Origin of the sequence: Kitasatospora sp. NPDC127067 (assembly GCF_042724755.1) — a bacterium.
In the GTDB taxonomy this organism is placed as follows: Bacteria; Actinomycetota; Actinomycetes; order Streptomycetales; family Streptomycetaceae; genus Kitasatospora; species Kitasatospora lactacystinica.
On record NZ_JBHXEM010000038.1, the window covers coordinates 1 to 16059 of the forward strand.

Here is a 16059-nt window from a genome sequence, read left to right on the forward strand (position 1 = left end):
AAGGAACGGACACTTCCTTCGGACCGCCTTCCAGCGGACCCTCCGGGCTTCGTTCTTTCGTGTTTCCAGCTTATCAGATGTTTTCCGCTCCGTTTTCCGGAGTTTCATTCATTTGATTCGCTTTCGCCTTTCGGCGCTCCCGAACTCTATCAGAGCTTCTCGGTCCGTTTTCCCCGGTCGTTCTCGAATTCAGATTCGAGCCCGTTTCCGAGGGGCCGTCCCGTGGGGCAACCCGGAGAACATTACGCACCGGGTTGCCCCACGTCAAACCGGCCTCAGCCGGTGTTGAGCGAGCGTCAGACCTCGACGACGACCGGCAGGATCATCGGCCGGCGGCGGTAGTTGTCCGCGACCCACTTGCCGATGGTGCGGCGGACCAGCTGCTGCACCTGACGGGGCTCCAGGACACCGTCGCTCGCCGAGCGGTCCAGCGCCTCCTGGAGCTTGGCGGCCACCGGGACGAACGCGTTGTCGTCGATGCCGGAGCCGCGGGCCTGGATGGTCGGACCGCCGACGATCTTGCCGTTGGTCGAGTCGACCGCGACGAAGACCGAGATGAAGCCCTCCTCGCCGAGGATCCTGCGGTCCTTGAGCGAGGCCTCGGTGATGTCGCCGACCGAGGAGCCGTCCACGTAGACGTACCCGGCCTGCACCTTGCCGACGATGCGGGCGACGCCGCCCTCCAGGTCGACGCAGACACCGTCCTCGGCGATGACCACGCGGTTGCGCGGCACCCCGGTGGCGATGCCCAGCTCGGCGGCCGCGCGCAGGTGGCGCCACTCGCCGTGAACCGGCATCAGGTTGCGCGGCTTGCAGATGTTGAAGAAGTAGAGCAGCTCGCCGGCCGAGGCGTGGCCGGAGACGTGCACCTTGGCGTTGCCCTTGTGCACGACCTTGGCGCCCCAGCGGGTCAGGCCGTTGATCACCCGGTAGACGGCGTTCTCGTTGCCCGGGATGAGCGAGGAGGCCAGGACGACGGTGTCGCCCTCGACGATGCGGATCTGGTGGTCGCGGTTGGCCATCCGGGACAGCGCCGCCATCGGCTCGCCCTGCGAACCGGTGCAGATCAGCACGACCTCCTTGTCCGGCAGGTCGTCCAGCTGCTTGACGTCCACGACCATGTTGCCGGGGACCTTCAGGTAGCCGAGGTCGCGGGCGATGCCCATGTTGCGGACCATCGAGCGGCCGACGAAGGCGACCTTGCGCTTGTACTCGTGGGCCGCGTCCAGGACCTGCTGGATGCGGTGCACGTGGCTCGCGAAGGAGGCCACGATGATCCGCTTGTCGGCGTTCGCGAAGACGTTCCGCAGAGCCGCCGAGATGTCCCGCTCGTGCGGGATGAATCCGGGGACCTCGGCGTTGGTGGAGTCCACCAGCAGGAGGTCCATGCCCTCCTCCGCCAGCTTGGCGAAGGTCGGCAGGTCGGTCAGGCGGCCGTCCAGCGGCAGCTGGTCCATCTTGAAGTCGCCGGTGGCCACGACCATGCCGGCCGGGGTGCGGACCGCGACGGCCAGTGCGTCCGGGATGGAGTGGTTGACGGCGATGAACTCGCAGTCGAAGGGGCCGATGCGCTCGCGCTCGCCCTCCTTGACCTCCAGCACGTACGGCCGGATGCGGTGCTCGGCGAGCTTGGCCTCGATCAGCGCCAGGGTCAGCTTGGAGCCGATCAGCGGGATGTCCGGGTTCTCCCGCAGGAGGAAGGGGACGGCGCCGATGTGGTCCTCGTGCCCGTGGGTGAGGACGATGCCGTCGACCTTGTCGAGACGGTCCCGGATGTAGCTGAAGTCCGGGAGGATCAGGTCCACGCCGGGCTGCTCGTCCTCGGGGAAGAGGACGCCGCAGTCGATGATCAGGATGCGGTCGCCGTACTCGAGGACCGTCATGTTGCGGCCGATCTCGCCGAGGCCGCCGAGCGGAGTGATGCGGAGGGCGCCCTCCTTCAGTGCCGGGGGCGCGCCGAGCTCGGGGTGCGGGTGGCTCAAAAGACTCTCCTCACGACGCACGCCATATGCCCGGGGTCCTCCCCCTGGAGACATATGGCGCGCGTACTCAGTGTCGTTTTCCTACTGGGTCTGTGCTCTCGCGCCTTCGGACCGGTTCAGCGGCGGACCCTGGGAGGTCCGGCGAGCCGGGGCGCGCACGTCCGTGTCTGTCAAAGGTGTACCCCGCCGGCGGCGAGATCCTGCTTCAATCGCTCGATCTCCTCGGGCGTCGCTCCGACCAGCGGCAGTCGCAGCGGGCCGGCGGGCAGGCCCTGGAGTTCCAGCGCGGCCTTGCCGAGGATCACGCCCTGGGTGCGGAACATACCGCTGAACACCGGGAGCAGGCGCTGGTGGATGCTCGTGGCCTTGACCACATCGCCCGCCAGGAAGGCCTCGATCATCGCCCGCAGGTCCCCGGCCACCACGTGCCCGACGACGCTGACCACGCCGACGGCTCCGACGGACAGCAGCGGCAGGTTGAGGATGTCGTCGCCGGAGTACCAGGCGAGGTCGGAGCGGGCGATCGCCCAGGCCGCGGCGCCGAGGTCGCCCTTGGCGTCCTTGTTGGCGACGATCCGCGGGTGCTCGCCGAGGCGGACCAGCGTCTCGTGGCTCAGCGCGACCCCGCTGCGGCCCGGGATGTCGTACAGCATGACCGGCAGCCCGGTCGCGTCGGCGACGGCGACGTTGTGCCGGTACAGGCCCTCCTGCGGGGGCTTGCTGTAGTACGGCGTGACGACCAGCAGGCCGTTCGCCCCGGCCGCCTCGGCCTGCCGGGCCAGCTCGACGCTGTGGTGGGTGTCGTTGGTCCCGACGCCGGCGACCACGTGGGCGCGGTCCCCGACCGCCTCGACCACGGCGCGGACCAGCTGGGCCTTCTCGGCGTCGCTGGTGGTCGGGGACTCACCGGTGGTGCCGTTGACGACGAGGCCGTCGTTGCCGGAGTCCACGAGGTGCGTGGCGAGGCGCTGGGCGCCGTCGAGGTCGAGCGCGCCGTCGGCGGTGAACGGGGTGACCATGGCGGTCAGGACCCGGCCGAACGGCGTCTGGGGGGTGGAGGTCGGAGCCATGCGTCCAAAGCTACTCGTAGGCGGTGGGGCGTTACCCATGCCGGTCCAGTGTTCGGACAGGTGTAGCGCGTCGGTGGCGCGGACGTGGGATTCCGGTGCTGCCCGCTCGGGGGTTCGGGCAGCACCGGAATCCGTGTTCACGAATGTAGGGAGCGGCTAGATAAGCCGCAATCCAGACATGCCAGACACTCTGCCCGTATGCCGGTCGTCCCAGGTCAGGGGGCGACCCGGCCGTGCTTCTCGAAGGCCGCATGGGTGAGCGGCATGAGCCGGGCCCACTGCTCCTCCATCTGCTCGGCGACCATCTCGATCTCGCGCTGCGGGAAGGACGGCACCGCCGAGTTCTCCCGCCGGGTGCGCAGCGACAGGAAGTGCATCAGCGAGCGCGAGTTGCAGGTCGCGTACATCGAGGAGAACAGGCCCACCGGCAGTACCGCGCGGGCCACCTCGCGGGCCACTCCGGCGGCCAGCATCTCCTGGTAGCGGGCGTAGGACTCGCGGTACGCGGCCTCCATCGCCCCGGTGGTGGTGCTGTGCTGCTCCGGCGTGCCCTCGTGGAACTCGTACTTGCCGGGGCGGCCCTGCTGGACCAGCTTGCGCTCCTCGCCCGGGACGTAGAAGACCGGCTGCAGCTCGCGGTAGCGGCCGGACTCCTCGTTGTACGACCAGCCGCTGCGGTGCCGGTGGAACTCCCGGAACACGAAGATCGGCGCGCTGATGAAGAAGGTCATCGAGTTGTGCTCGAACGGCGTGCCGTGCCGGTCGCGCATCAGGAAGTTGATCAGGCCCTTGGACTTCTCCGGGTCCTGCTGGAGGGCCTCCAGGGACTGCTCGCCCGCGGTCGAGACCCGGGCCGCCCAGATGACGTCCGAGTCGGCGGCGGCGCTGCGGACCAGCTCCACCGTCACGTCGCTGCGGAAGCTGGGGGCCGTCGGTTCGTCGCTCACGCGTTACTCCTTGCGGGTTCGGTGCTGTGCAGCTTGATGGCGTGCTGCATGGTCTTGCGGGCGCGCGGGGTGTCGCCGGCGTCGGCGTACGCCACGGCGAGGCGGAACCAGACCCGCCAGTCGCCCTGCGCGGCCTGTGCCTCGGCCTGGCGGCGGGCGAACACCGCGTCGGCCGAGGCCCGGTCGATCCGCCCGCCCTTGCTGCGCTTCAGCTCGTCCACCGGCAGGCCGCCCTCGGCCTCCAGTTCGTGGGCCAGCCGCTCGCTGTCCCGGCCGAAGCGGACCGTCTGGCGCAGGAACCAGACGCCGATCACCGGGATCACGAAGGCGCAGATCCCGATGCCGATGCCGAGCGGCTTGCCGGTCGCGATCAGCTGGACGCCCTCGCCCACGCAGACCAGGGCGACCAGCAGCAGCACGCCGGACAGGACGAAGAAACCGGTACGGGAGGTCATCGGGCCCCTCCGGGAGTCGGCTCGGTTCGGATCGACACTGTCACAGGTCCAGGAAGTGTTCGAGGCCGAAGGTCAGCCCCGGCGTCCCGACGACCTTGCGCACGCCCAGCAGGATGCCCGGCATGAAGCTGCTGTGGTGCAGCGAGTCGTGCCGGATGGTGAGCGTCTCACCGGTGTCGCCGAACATCACCTGCTGGTGGGCGAGCAGGCCGCGCAGCCGCACCGCGTGCACCGGCACCCCGTCCACGTCGGCGCCGCGCGCGCCGGGCAGGCTGTGGGTGGTCGGGTCCTGCTGCGGCGGCCGGCCGGCCTCGGCCCGGGCGGCGGCGATCAGCTGGGCGGTGCGGGTGGCGGTGCCGCTGGGCGCGTCGGCCTTGCGGTCGTGGTGCAGCTCGACCACCTCGACCGACTCGAAGTACCGGGCGGCGATCTGGGAGAACTTCATGCCGAGGATGGCGCCGATGGAGAAGTTCGGGGCGATCAGCAGGCCGAGCTCCGGGGCCTCGGCCAGCCGGCCGCGGACGGTGGCGAGCCGCTCGTCCGTCCAGCCGGTGGTGCCGGTGACCACGTGGATGCCGTGGTCCAGGCAGTAGTCCAGGTTGCCCATCACCGAGTCCGGATGGGTCAGCTCGACGGCGACCTGGGCACCGGCCTCGGTCAGCTCCTCCAGCTTCGAGCCGCGGCCGAGGGCGGCCACCAGCTCCATGTCCGGCGCGGCCTCGACGGCCTTGACCGCCTCGGAGCCGATCCGACCCCGGGCGCCGATCACGGCGACACGCAGCGTCATAGCAAAGTTCCTCTCACCTGGGAATCAGCGGATCAGACCAGCAGATCGGCGAGCTTGGCGGCCCGCTTGTCATTGACCGGGCCGATCAGCGCGAGCGACGGCCGGTGCGCGCCCAGCACATCACGCGCCACCGCGTGGACGTCCTCCAGGGTCACCGCGGCGATCCGCTCCAGCATGTCGTCCACCGACAGGTGGTGCCCGTAGCTGAGCTCGGCCTTGCCGATCCGGTTCATCAGCGAGCCGGTGTCCTCCATGCCGAGCACGGTGGAACCGGAGATCTGGCCGATCGCCCGGTTCAGCTCCTCCTCGGTGATGCCCTCCTCGACCACCTTGGCCAGCTCGGCGCGGCAGATCCGCAGCACCTCCTCGACCCGCTTGGGCTGGCAGCCCGCGTAGATGCCGAACAGGCCGCTGTCCGCGTAGGACGAGGAGTACGAGTAGACCGAGTACGCCAGGCCCCGCTTCTCGCGGACCTCCTGGAACAGTCGGGAGCTCATCCCGCCGCCGAGGGCCGCGTTGAGCACGCCCATCGCCCAGCGGCGCTCGTCGTGCCGCGGCACGCCGGGCACGCCCAGCACCAGGTGGGCCTGCTCGGTGGAGCGGTTGAGCACCTCGACCCGGCCGGCCGTGCGCAGCGCCTTGACGCCGCGGCGGGCCTCCGCGGGGGCCGCGGTGGAGGCCGCCAGCACCGCCGCGAAGGCCTGCTCGACCTGCTTCACCACCTTGCGGTGGTCGAGGTTGCCGGCCGCCGCGACGACCAGGTTCTCGGGCCGGTAGCGGCGGCGGTAGAAGCCGGCGATCTGGTCCCGGGTGAGCGTCCTGATGGTCTCCTGGGTGCCGAGGATCGGGCGGCCGAGCGGGCCGCTGCCGAAGATCACCTTGGCGAACAGGTCGTGCACCACGTCGCCCGGGTCGTCCTCGGCCATCGCCATCTCTTCCAGGATGACGCCGCGCTCGGACTCCACGTCCTCGGGCCGGATCAGCGAGCCGGTGAGCATGTCGCAGACCACGTCTATGGCCAGCGGCAGGTCGGTGTCCAGGACCCGGGCGTAGTAGCAGGTGTTCTCCTTCGCGGTGAAGGCGTTCATCTCGCCGCCGACCGCGTCCAGGGTGGCCGAGATGTCCAGCGCGCTGCGCCGCTCGGTGCCCTTGAAGAGCAGGTGCTCCAGGTAGTGGGTGGCGCCGTTGAGCTGCGGGGTCTCGTCCCGCGAGCCGACGCCGACCCAGATGCCGAAGGTGGCGGAGCGCACCGTGGGCAGGGTCTCGGTGACGACCCGAAGGCCGCCGGGGAGGACGGTGCGGCGTACCGTCCCGGCGCCGTCGACGCCCTTGAGCAGGGTCCGGGTGGTGCCGGGACGCTGCATTACCGCCGGGGCCTGCGCCACGGGGGGTACCTCCAGAGGAAACGCACGTGTGGATGGGCACGTACGGACGAACGCGTGGACAACGGGGTGCGGCCCGCACGCCGGGAGGCGTACGGGCCGCGGGGTCAGCTAGCGGCGCTTCACTCGGAAGCGGCCTCGCCGGCCTCCTCGCCCTCGACGACCGGGATCAGGGAGAGCTTGCCGCGCGGGTCGATCTCGGCGATCTCGACCTGGACCTTGGCGCCGACGCCGAGGACGTCCTCGACGTTCTCGACGCGCTTGCCGCCGGCCAGCTTGCGGATCTGCGAGATGTGCAGCAGGCCGTCCTTGCCCGGCATCAGCGACACGAACGCGCCGAACGTCGTGGTCTTGACCACGGTGCCCAGGTAGCGCTCGCCGACCTCCGGCATGGTCGGGTTGGCGATCTGGTTGATCGTGGTGCGGGCGGCCTCGGCGGCCGGGCCGTCGGCGGCACCGATGTAGATGGTGCCGTCGTCCTCGATCGTGATCTCGGCGCCGGTGTCCTCCTGGATCTGGTTGATCATCTTGCCCTTGGGGCCGATGACCTCACCGATCTTGTCCACCGGGATCTTGATGGTGATGATGCGCGGCGCGTTCGGGGACATCTCGTCGGGCGAGTCGATGGCCTCGTTCATCACGTCGAGGATGTGCAGGCGGGCGTCCTTGGCCTGCTTCAGCGCGGCGGCGAGCACCGACGCCGGGATGCCGTTCAGCTTGGTGTCCAGCTGGAGGGCGGTGATGAAGTTGCGGGTACCGGCGACCTTGAAGTCCATGTCGCCGAACGCGTCCTCGGCGCCGAGGATGTCGGTCAGCGTGACGTAGTGGGTCTCGCCGTCGATCTCCTGGGAGATCAGGCCCATGGCGATGCCGGCGACGGCGGCCTTCAGCGGCACACCGGCGTTCAGCAGCGACATGGTCGAGGCGCAGACCGAGCCCATCGAGGTGGAGCCGTTGGAGCTGAGCGCCTCGGAGACCTGCCGGATGGCGTACGGGAACTCCTCGCGGGTCGGCAGCACCGGCAGCAGGGCGCGCTCGGCGAGCGCGCCGTGGCCGATCTCGCGGCGCTTGGGCGAGCCCACGCGGCCGGTCTCGCCGACGGAGTACGGCGGGAAGTTGTAGTTGTGCATGTAGCGGCGGCGCGTCTCCGGGGAGAGCGTGTCCAGCTGCTGCTCCATGCGCAGCATGTTCAGCGTGGTGACGCCCAGGATCTGGGTCTCGCCGCGCTCGAACAGGGCCGAGCCGTGCACCCGCGGGATGGCCTCGACCTCGGCGGCCAGGGTGCGGATGTCGGTGACGCCGCGGCCGTCGATGCGGACCTTGTCCTTGATGACGCGCTCGCGGACGATCTTCTTGGTCAGCGCGTTGTAGGCGGCGCTGATCTCCTTCTCGCGGCCCTCGAACTCGGGCAGCAGCTTCTCGGCGGCCAGCGCCTTGACGCGGTCCAGCTCGTTGTTGCGCTCCTGCTTGCCCGGGATGGTCAGGGCCTGGGCGAGCTCGTCCTTGACGGCGGCGCTCAGCGCGGCGAGGACGTCGTCCTGGTAGTCCAGGAAGACCGGGAACTCGCCGGTCGGCTTGGCGGCCTGGGCGGCCAGCTGCGACTGCGCGGCGCACAGGACCTTGATGAACGGCTTCGCGGCCTCCAGGCCGGAGGCGACGATCTCCTCGGTCGGCGCCTCGGCGCCGCCCTCGACCAGCTTGATGGTCTTGTCGGTGGCCTCGGCCTCGACCATCATGATCGCGACGTCGCCGTCCGGCAGGACGCGACCGGCGACGACCATGTCGAAGACGGCCGACTCCAGCTCGCTGTGGGTCGGGAAGGCCACCCACTGGCCGTTGATCAGCGCGACGCGCACGCCACCGATCGGGCCGGAGAACGGCAGGCCCGCCAGCTGGGTGGACGCGGAGGCGGCGTTGATGGCGACCACGTCGTACAGGTGGTCGGGGTTGAGCGCCATCACGGTGACGACGACCTGGACCTCGTTGCGCAGGCCCTTGACGAAGGACGGGCGCAGCGGGCGGTCGATCAGGCGGCAGGTGAGGATCGCGTCCTCGGAGGGCCGGCCCTCGCGACGGAAGAACGAGCCGGGGATACGGCCCGCGGCGTACATCCGCTCCTCGACGTCCACGGTCAGCGGGAAGAAGTCGAAGTGCTCCTTCGGCTGCTTGGACGCGCTGGTGGCCGACAGCACCATGGTGTCGTCGTCCAGGTAGGCCACGGCGGAACCGGCGGCCTGACGGGCCAGACGGCCGGTCTCGAAGCGGATGGTACGGGTGCCGAAGGAACCGTTGTCGATCACGGCCTCGGCGTAGAACACGTTCTCTTCCACCTGGAAGATCTCCTCTTTCGTACGTCTCCGGGAGAGCGTCCCCGCGTACTGCCTGCGGTGGGCCCCGGGCCCTCGCCAGGAGGGCGGCAGTCGGGCCGGTCTTCGATCGAAGCCTCCGGAGTGCCCCGCTCGGTCTGCGGGGGTTCCGACGGCCACTACCGAGGACCGGCGCCTCACGGCTGCCGGGCCGGCTTGGGCGGTCCGCGTCTGGACGCTCTCTCGGATGCGGGCGGCTTCCGTTTGAAGCCTTCGTCCCGCGGGGGGGGTTCGGGTCCTTCTGCCCGGGTGGCGCGCTGTTTGCGCCATCACCCGACATGCCCACAACCCTACGGTGCAATCCTCGGCCACCTGGGGAGGTGCGCGCGAGTTGTTATCTGCGGGCGCCGCGGCCCGATCGCCGCGGCATACGCGCGAGGGGCGGCTCCCCGGTGTGGGGAGCCGCCCCGAGCGGCGGTCTTAGCGGGCGCCACCGGCGGCACCGCGGCGGATGCCCAGGCGGTCGACGAGCGTACGGAAACGCTCGATGTCCTTCTTGGCCAGGTACTGCAGCAGGCGGCGGCGCTGGCCGACCAGGATCAGCAGGCCACGACGCGAGTGGTGGTCGTGCTTGTGGGTCTTGAGGTGCTCGGTCAGGTCCGAGATACGACGGGAGAGCATGGCCACCTGGACCTCGGGGGAACCGGTGTCGCCCTCCTTCTGGCCGAACTCGGCGAAGATCTGCTTCTTGACGTCAGAGGCGAGAGCCACTGCAACTCCTTCGGGGTCTACCGAGCGGTCCTGGTCGACAGCACAGGACTCATCGAGAACTCGGTGTCGCGAGCACCGCCGACGCCCTGCGGCCCACGACGGGGCTGCGGACACACGGCTGCGCTCGGAGGCCAAGCGTACCAGTGCCGCCCCACCCGGCCGTCCGGTGGATCCGCGGGCGGCCGGGAGGGCGGCATCGGGGGCCGCGGCGGGCGGCCCGCGGGTCAGCCGGTGGCGCCGCGGACCAGCCGGTAGATGACCAGGACGGCGAGCGCCAGCGGGACGAGCGAGATCAGGGTGAGACTGTCCACCAGGTCCAGGATGCGCCCCCAGAACGGGGAGACCCCGAGCCGCGGCACCACCAGGGCGATCGCGGTGAGCAGCGCGGCGCCGAAGGCGATCGAGGCGGTCAGCCAGATCGTGCGCAGGTCGAGCTCGGTGGTGGAGCCGGCCGCCCGCAGGAAGAACTGCGGGGTGTGCAGCGAGAGCCCGACGATCAGCAGGCTCAGGCCGAGCAGGCCGGCCACGGTGAGGCTGAGCACCTGCGCGGTGTAGCGGAACAGCCGGGCGCGCAGCATGGTGGTCAGGCCCAGCGCGAGCGCGAGCAGCTCGGGGAAGGTCTCGTCGGTGAAGCCGAGGACGGCGCAGGCGCCGACCACGACCGCGGCGCAGCCGCCGACCAGGCCGACCAGCACCTCGTGGCCGCGGCGGGCCTGGTGCGCGATCCGCTCGTACTGGACGGCCTCGGCGCGCTCGGCCTCCTCGTCGTAGTCGCGGCTGCGGGTGCGGGTCTGGCCGGGGGCGCTGAAGCCGACCGGCAGCCGGGCGAAGCGGGCGGAGAGGCTCGGCAGGAAGCCGACCACGGCGACGGCGGCGACGCCGGTGACGGCGGCGATGTGCCCGGCCGGGGTCTGCGGCAGCAGGACGGCCGCGAAGGTGGCGAGCGCGCCGGCGGTGGAGACCAGGGCGGCGGCGACGAACACCGCGTCCTTCTCCGGCAGCAGGCCCGCCAGCAGCACGGAGACCACCAGGACGGCGACGCAGCCGGCCAGGAACTGGAGCCGGCCGGGGCCGTCCCCCGGGTGGGCGACGGCGATGAGGCCGCTGCCGCCGATCATGGCGTGCGGCAGCGCGCCGAGGCCGAGCGCGACGGCCGCGTGGGCGTCCCGGTAGACCCGGGCGCGCACCCCGGCGAGCGCCGTGAGCACGACGGCGGTGACGCCGGCCAGGACACCGGGCAGGCCGTGCATGTCGTGGCGCAGGTCGGAGAACCAGAGCGCGAAGCCGAGCAGGGTGAGCAGCACCCCGGCGCCGATCAGGCCGAAGCCGCGCATCAGCTCGGCGGTCCAGAACCGGCGGTCGGCCTCGACGGCGCTGGCGATCGCGTCGGCGACGTCGTCGTAGACGGCCGGCGGGAGCGACTCGGCGAACGGGCGCAGCGCCAGCAGGTCGCCGTCGCGGACCTGCTGGGCGGCCAGCGGCAGCCCGCTGTCGAGCACCGTGCCGTCGCGGCGGACCAGGTGGAAGCCGGTGGGGGTGCCGTCGGGCTGGCTCTGGTTGGCCAGGCGCAGCACTTCGGGGTAGACGTCCGCGAGCGGGACGTCCTCGGGCAGGGCGACGTCGATCCGGCGGTCCGGGGCGACGACGGTCACCCGGCAGTAGCCCGTCGCGGCGGCGCTCATGCGTCCACCTCGCTGCGCTCGCCCATGAGGGCACCCACCTCGATCCTTCGACGCACTTGGCGCTCCCCCTTGTTGACGGTGCCGAGGCACGGCGGCGCTCGGTGTTGCTGTGGAACCGGCCCGGCCGGGCCGCGAGTTGGCGCGGCGTTACCCTACCCGTTCGGTTCGTGTCCGCTGCCGGTGCGTACCGGGCCCTGGCGGGCGGTGCGGGGGCGACCGTTAGGATCGGCGCCTGCGCAAAGGTACGGGGGCTGCGCTGGGTGGGGCGTCCTCAGCCACCGGATTCCCGTACGGACCGTACGCAATCGCGTGAGGGCTGATACCGAAGTGATCGATCGACGCCGCGGGGTGGATGACACATGGGTGTGATCACGGTCAAGCGACCGGCCAGGGCGTACCCGCCCACCGTGCCGGACGAACCGGTGGAGCTGGTCAGCCCGCCCGAACTGCCCCGGCAGGGCGGCGAGGACTGGCTGATGAGCATCCTGCCGATGATGGGCATGGGTGGATCGGCGGTGTTCTTCTTCTCGCCGGGGGCCGCGGCGCCGATGAAGATCATGGGCGGTCTGATGATCGCCTCGACGCTCGGCATGGTGCTGGCGCAGATCGTCCGGGCCCGCAAGGGCGGTTCGACCGCGATGGCGGACGAGCGGCGCGACTACCTGAAGTACCTCCAGCAGACCCGCCGCCAGGTGCGCCGCACGGCGGAGCGCCAGCGCGGCGCGCTGCTGTTCCTGAACCCTGCGCCGGACCAGCTCTGGTCGATCGTCGAGGACGGCCGGCGGCTGTGGGAACGGCGGACCGGGGACGGCGACTTCGCGCAGATCCGGGTGGGCCTCGGGCCGGTGCAGCTGTCCACGCCGCTGGTGGCGCCGCAGACCGCGCCGATGGACGAGCTGGAGCCGCTGTCGGCGGCCGCGATGCACTCCTTCCTGAAGGCCCACGGCACCCTCCAGGACCTGCCCCTGGCGGTCTCGCTGCGGGCGTTCTACCACATCACGGTGTGCGGGGACCCGGACTCGGTGTACGGGAACGTGCGCGCGATGATCGCCCAGCTGACCACCCTGCACTCGCCGGACGACCTGATGGTCGCGGTCGCGGCCGCGCCCGGTGCGGCCGACGAGTGGGAGTGGACCAAGTGGCTCCCGCACAACCAGCACCGCAAGGAGGCCGACGGCGCGGGCTCGCGCCGGCTGTTCGCGAGCGACCTGGGCGACCTGGAGTACCTGCTCCAGGACGAACTGGCCGGCCGCCAGCGCTTCGTGCGGGAGGTGGCGCCGCCGTCCGACCAGCCGCACCTGGTGGTCGTCATGGACGGCGCCGGGGTGCCGCACGAATCGCTGCTGGCGAGCCCGGAGGGCGTGCAGGGCGTGACGGTCATCGAGGTGGTGCCGGGCGAGGTCGACGAGCCCAGCGGGCACCTGATGGTGACGGTCGGCGCCGAGGAGCTGGTGCTGCGCTCGGCCTCCGGCGCGACGTACACCGGCAAGCCCGACCTGCTGTCGGTGTGGCAGTCCGAGGCGCTGGCCCGCCAGTTGGCGCCGTACCGGATCTCGGCCGGCGGGGACGACGAGCCGCTGCTGTCCAACCTCGACTTCACCGACATGATGGGCTCGGGCGACCCGGGCTCCTTCGACGTGGCCCGCAGCTGGCGCCCGCGCGCCCAGCACGAGCGGATGCGGGTGCCGATCGGCGTCGGCGCCAACGGCGAGCACGTCTACCTGGACATCAAGGAGGCCGCGCTGGAGGGCATGGGCCCGCACGGCCTGTGCGTGGGCGCGACCGGTTCCGGCAAGTCTGAGCTGCTGCGCACGCTGGTGCTGGCACTGGCGATGACCCACTCCTCGGAGATCCTGAACTTCGTCCTCGCCGACTTCAAGGGCGGTGCGACCTTCTCCGGCATGGCGGACATGCCGCACACCTCCGCGGTGATCACCAACCTGGAGGGCGAGCTCACCCTGGTCGACCGCATGCGCGACGCGATCGAGGGCGAGCTGCACCGCCGCCAGGAGCTGCTGCGCTCGGCGGGCAACTACGCCAACATCCACGAGTACGAGCGGGCCCGGGCGGCCGGCGCGGCACTGGACCCGCTGCCCTCGCTCGTTCTGATCATCGACGAGTTCTCCGAACTCCTCACCGCCAAGCCCGACTTCATCGAGATGTTCATCCAGATCGGCCGGATCGGCCGCTCGCTGGGCGTGCACCTGCTGCTGGCCTCGCAGCGCCTGGAGGAGGGCAAGCTGCGCGGCCTGGACACCTACCTGTCGTACCGGATCGGTCTGCGCACCTTCTCGGCCGCGGAGTCCCGGGCGGCGATCGGCGTACCGGACGCCTACCACCTGCCGCCGGTGCCGGGCGTCGGCTACCTCAAGTTCGGCGAGGACGTGATGGACCGGTTCAAGGCCGCCTACGTCTCGGGGCCGTACCGGGCGCCGGGGCAGCAGCGGTCGACCGGCGGGCGGCGGGTCAACGCGCGCCCGGTGGAGTTCACCGCGGCCTTCGTGGACCTGCCGGACCCGGTGGAGGAGGAGGTCGCGCCGCAGGCCCCGGAGCAGGACGACGCCCTGGTGGACACCGTGCTGGACGTGTTCGTCCAGCGGATGGCCGGCCAGGGCCCGGCCGCGCACCAGGTGTGGCTGCCGCCGCTGGAAGAGGCGCCGAGCACGGACCACCTGCTGCCGCCGCTGCAGGTCGTGCCGGAGCGCGGACTGACCGCGCCCGGTTACCCGGCGGGCCGGCTGCGGGTGCCGATCGGCATCGTCGACAAGCCGCGCGAGCAGAAGACGGACATCCTGGAGGTCGACTACGCGGGGGCGGCCGGCCACGGCCTGATCGTGGGCGGCCCGCGCTCCGGCAAGTCCACCGTGGTGCGCACCACGGTGGCCTCGTTCGGCCTCACCCACACCCCGCTGGAGGTGCAGTTCTACCTGCTCGACTTCGGCGCGGGCAGCTTCCAGTCGCTCGCCGGGCTGCCGCACGTCGGCGGGGTGGCCGGGCGCCTGGACGTGGACAAGGTGCGCCGGATGGTCTCCGAGGTGCACGGGGTGCTCAACCGGCGCGAGGAGCTGTTCCGGGCCGCCGGGATCGACACCATCGGCACCTACCGGGCCCGCAGAGCGGCCGGCCAGCTGCCGGACGAGGCCTTCGGCGACGTCTTCCTGGTGATCGACGGCTGGAACACCTTCAAGCAGGAGTTCGAGGGCCTGGAGCCGGTGATCGGCGACATCGCCCAGCGCGGCCTCGGCTACGGCGTGCACCTGGTCATCACCGCGGCCCGGTACGCCGAGGTGCGCCCGGCACTGAAGGACCTGCTGCAGAACCGCACCGAGCTGAAGCTCGGTGACGCGATGGAGTCCGAGGTCGACCGCCGCGTGGCGCAGAACGTCCCGCCGCTGGCCGGGCGCGGCATCACCCCGGAACGGCTGCACTTCCTGTCCGGCCTGCCGCGCCTGGACGGCTCCTCCTCGGTGGACGACCTGCAGACCGGGGTGGCCGGGCTGGTCAGCGCCGTCGACGGGGCCTGGACCGGCCCGCGCGCCCCGCAGGTGCGGATGCTGCCGGCCGTGCTGGACGGCCACTCGCTGCCGAAGGGCTTCGAGCACCCGGAGCGCGGCGTCGCCTTCGGCGTGGACGAGGCGGAGCTGGCGCCGGTCTTCGTCAACTTCGAGACCGACCCGCTGTTCATCGTCTTCGGCGACACCGAGTCCGGTAAGTCGGCGGTGCTACGGATGCTGATCAAGCAGATCACCGAGCGCTACACCCCGGACCAGGCGGGCATCGTGGTCGGCGACTACCGGCGCGCGCTGCTCGGCACCGTGCCGCCGGAGTACCTGGTGGAGTACGCGGCCGCGCAGCCGGCCATGGCGGCCATCGTCGACATGCTGCGCGGCGCCTGCTCGCGCCGCCTGCCGGGCCCGGACGTGACCGCCGAGCAGCTGCGCAACCGCAGCTGGTACAGCGGCAAGGACATGTTCGTGATCGTCGACGACTACGAGCTGGTGTCGACGAGCTCGGGCAACCCGCTGGCCCCGCTGGCCGAGTTCCTGCCGTTCGCCCGCGACATCGGCCTGCGGGTGATCGTGGCCCGCAGTGCGGGCGGCGCCGGCCGCTCGCTGTACGAGCCGGTGCTGCAGCGGATGCGCGAGCTCGGCGGCCAGGGCGTGATCCTCTCCGGCAACCGGGACGAGGGCGCGCTGCTGGGGACGGTCAAGCCGCAGGCGCTGCCGCCGGGCCGGGGCGTCTACGTGTCACGCCGGGTGACCAGCGGGCAGATGGTCCAGACGGGCTGGCTGCCGGTGGCGTAGCCGCGCCGGCCGTCACGGACGGTGAGCGAAGGGGTCGGACCCGTGGGGTCCGGCCCCTTCGGCGTCCCAGGTTCCGAAACGTTACCTGCCACTTTCCGGGCGAGGGCTGCGGTTCCCGCACCCGGCCGGAGAGTTGCCGGGCGCTTCGGGGGCACCTGGCGTGTCGCCGTCCATCCGGAGCATGGCCTTTGAATCACGCTGCTCCCCCTTTGTTCACCTTCGATTCAATTGCAATGTGGCCGAGGTAACAAGTCGGACAAAGCTCGCAATGACCGAAAGTGATCATCGGATCGCATGTCCGTGCCGCCCACCGCAACGGATTCCGAAGCAGTTCCGGCGTTGACGCAATCAATACGCCCAAGGTTCCATGGCG

General features: G+C 71.1%; 10 protein-coding genes. 1 reads left to right on the forward strand and 9 read right to left on the reverse strand.

The window, feature by feature from the left end; all coding sequences use genetic code 11:
- Positions 1–296: 296 nt before the first annotated feature.
- The 9 genes from ACFWJ4_RS17820 to eccD all read right to left on the reverse strand — a co-directional run bounded on the left by ACFWJ4_RS17820 (position 297) and on the right by eccD (position 11382).
- Positions 297–1982: a ribonuclease J gene (locus tag ACFWJ4_RS17820; RefSeq protein WP_380544919.1), complete on the reverse strand. Its 1686-nt coding sequence runs from the start codon at positions 1980–1982 to the stop codon at positions 297–299.
- Positions 1983–2152: 170 nt separating this feature from the next.
- Entirely contained in the window at positions 2153–3052 is a 900-nt protein-coding gene (gene dapA / locus ACFWJ4_RS17825) for a 4-hydroxy-tetrahydrodipicolinate synthase (RefSeq protein ID WP_359911591.1), read from the reverse strand.
- A 215-nt stretch (positions 3053–3267) separates the two neighbouring features.
- Positions 3268–3999, reverse strand: a complete 732-nt coding sequence (gene thyX, locus ACFWJ4_RS17830; RefSeq protein ID WP_359911594.1) for an FAD-dependent thymidylate synthase — start codon at positions 3997–3999, stop codon at positions 3268–3270.
- Positions 3996–4454 (reverse strand): tetratricopeptide repeat protein, encoded by a 459-nt coding sequence (locus ACFWJ4_RS17835; protein ID WP_380544922.1) that lies wholly within the window; start codon positions 4452–4454, stop codon positions 3996–3998. The genes thyX and ACFWJ4_RS17835 overlap by 4 nt, the downstream gene beginning before the upstream one ends.
- Positions 4455–4494: 40 nt before the next feature.
- Positions 4495–5241: a 4-hydroxy-tetrahydrodipicolinate reductase gene (dapB, locus tag ACFWJ4_RS17840; RefSeq protein WP_380544925.1), complete on the reverse strand. Its 747-nt coding sequence runs from the start codon at positions 5239–5241 to the stop codon at positions 4495–4497.
- A gap of 32 nt (positions 5242–5273) precedes the next feature.
- On the reverse strand, positions 5274–6605 hold the full coding sequence (locus ACFWJ4_RS17845) for a M16 family metallopeptidase (protein WP_380545023.1): 1332 nt from the start codon (positions 6603–6605) through the stop codon (positions 5274–5276).
- Between the two features lie 140 nt (positions 6606–6745).
- Positions 6746–8953, reverse strand: a complete 2208-nt coding sequence (locus ACFWJ4_RS17850) for a polyribonucleotide nucleotidyltransferase (protein ID WP_380544928.1) — start codon at positions 8951–8953, stop codon at positions 6746–6748.
- A gap of 456 nt (positions 8954–9409) precedes the next feature.
- Complete coding sequence (gene rpsO, locus ACFWJ4_RS17855) at positions 9410–9700, reverse strand: 30S ribosomal protein S15 (RefSeq protein WP_031072625.1); 291 nt, start codon at positions 9698–9700, stop codon at positions 9410–9412.
- A 224-nt stretch (positions 9701–9924) separates the two neighbouring features.
- Positions 9925–11382, reverse strand: coding sequence for a type VII secretion integral membrane protein EccD (eccD, locus tag ACFWJ4_RS17860; RefSeq protein ID WP_380544931.1), 1458 nt, complete (start codon positions 11380–11382; stop codon positions 9925–9927).
- Between the two features lie 359 nt (positions 11383–11741).
- Between eccD and eccCa the strand changes: the two genes are divergently transcribed.
- Positions 11742–15686 (forward strand): type VII secretion protein EccCa, encoded by a 3945-nt coding sequence (gene eccCa / locus ACFWJ4_RS17865; RefSeq protein ID WP_380544933.1) that lies wholly within the window; start codon positions 11742–11744, stop codon positions 15684–15686.
- Positions 15687–16059: the final 373 nt, after the last annotated feature.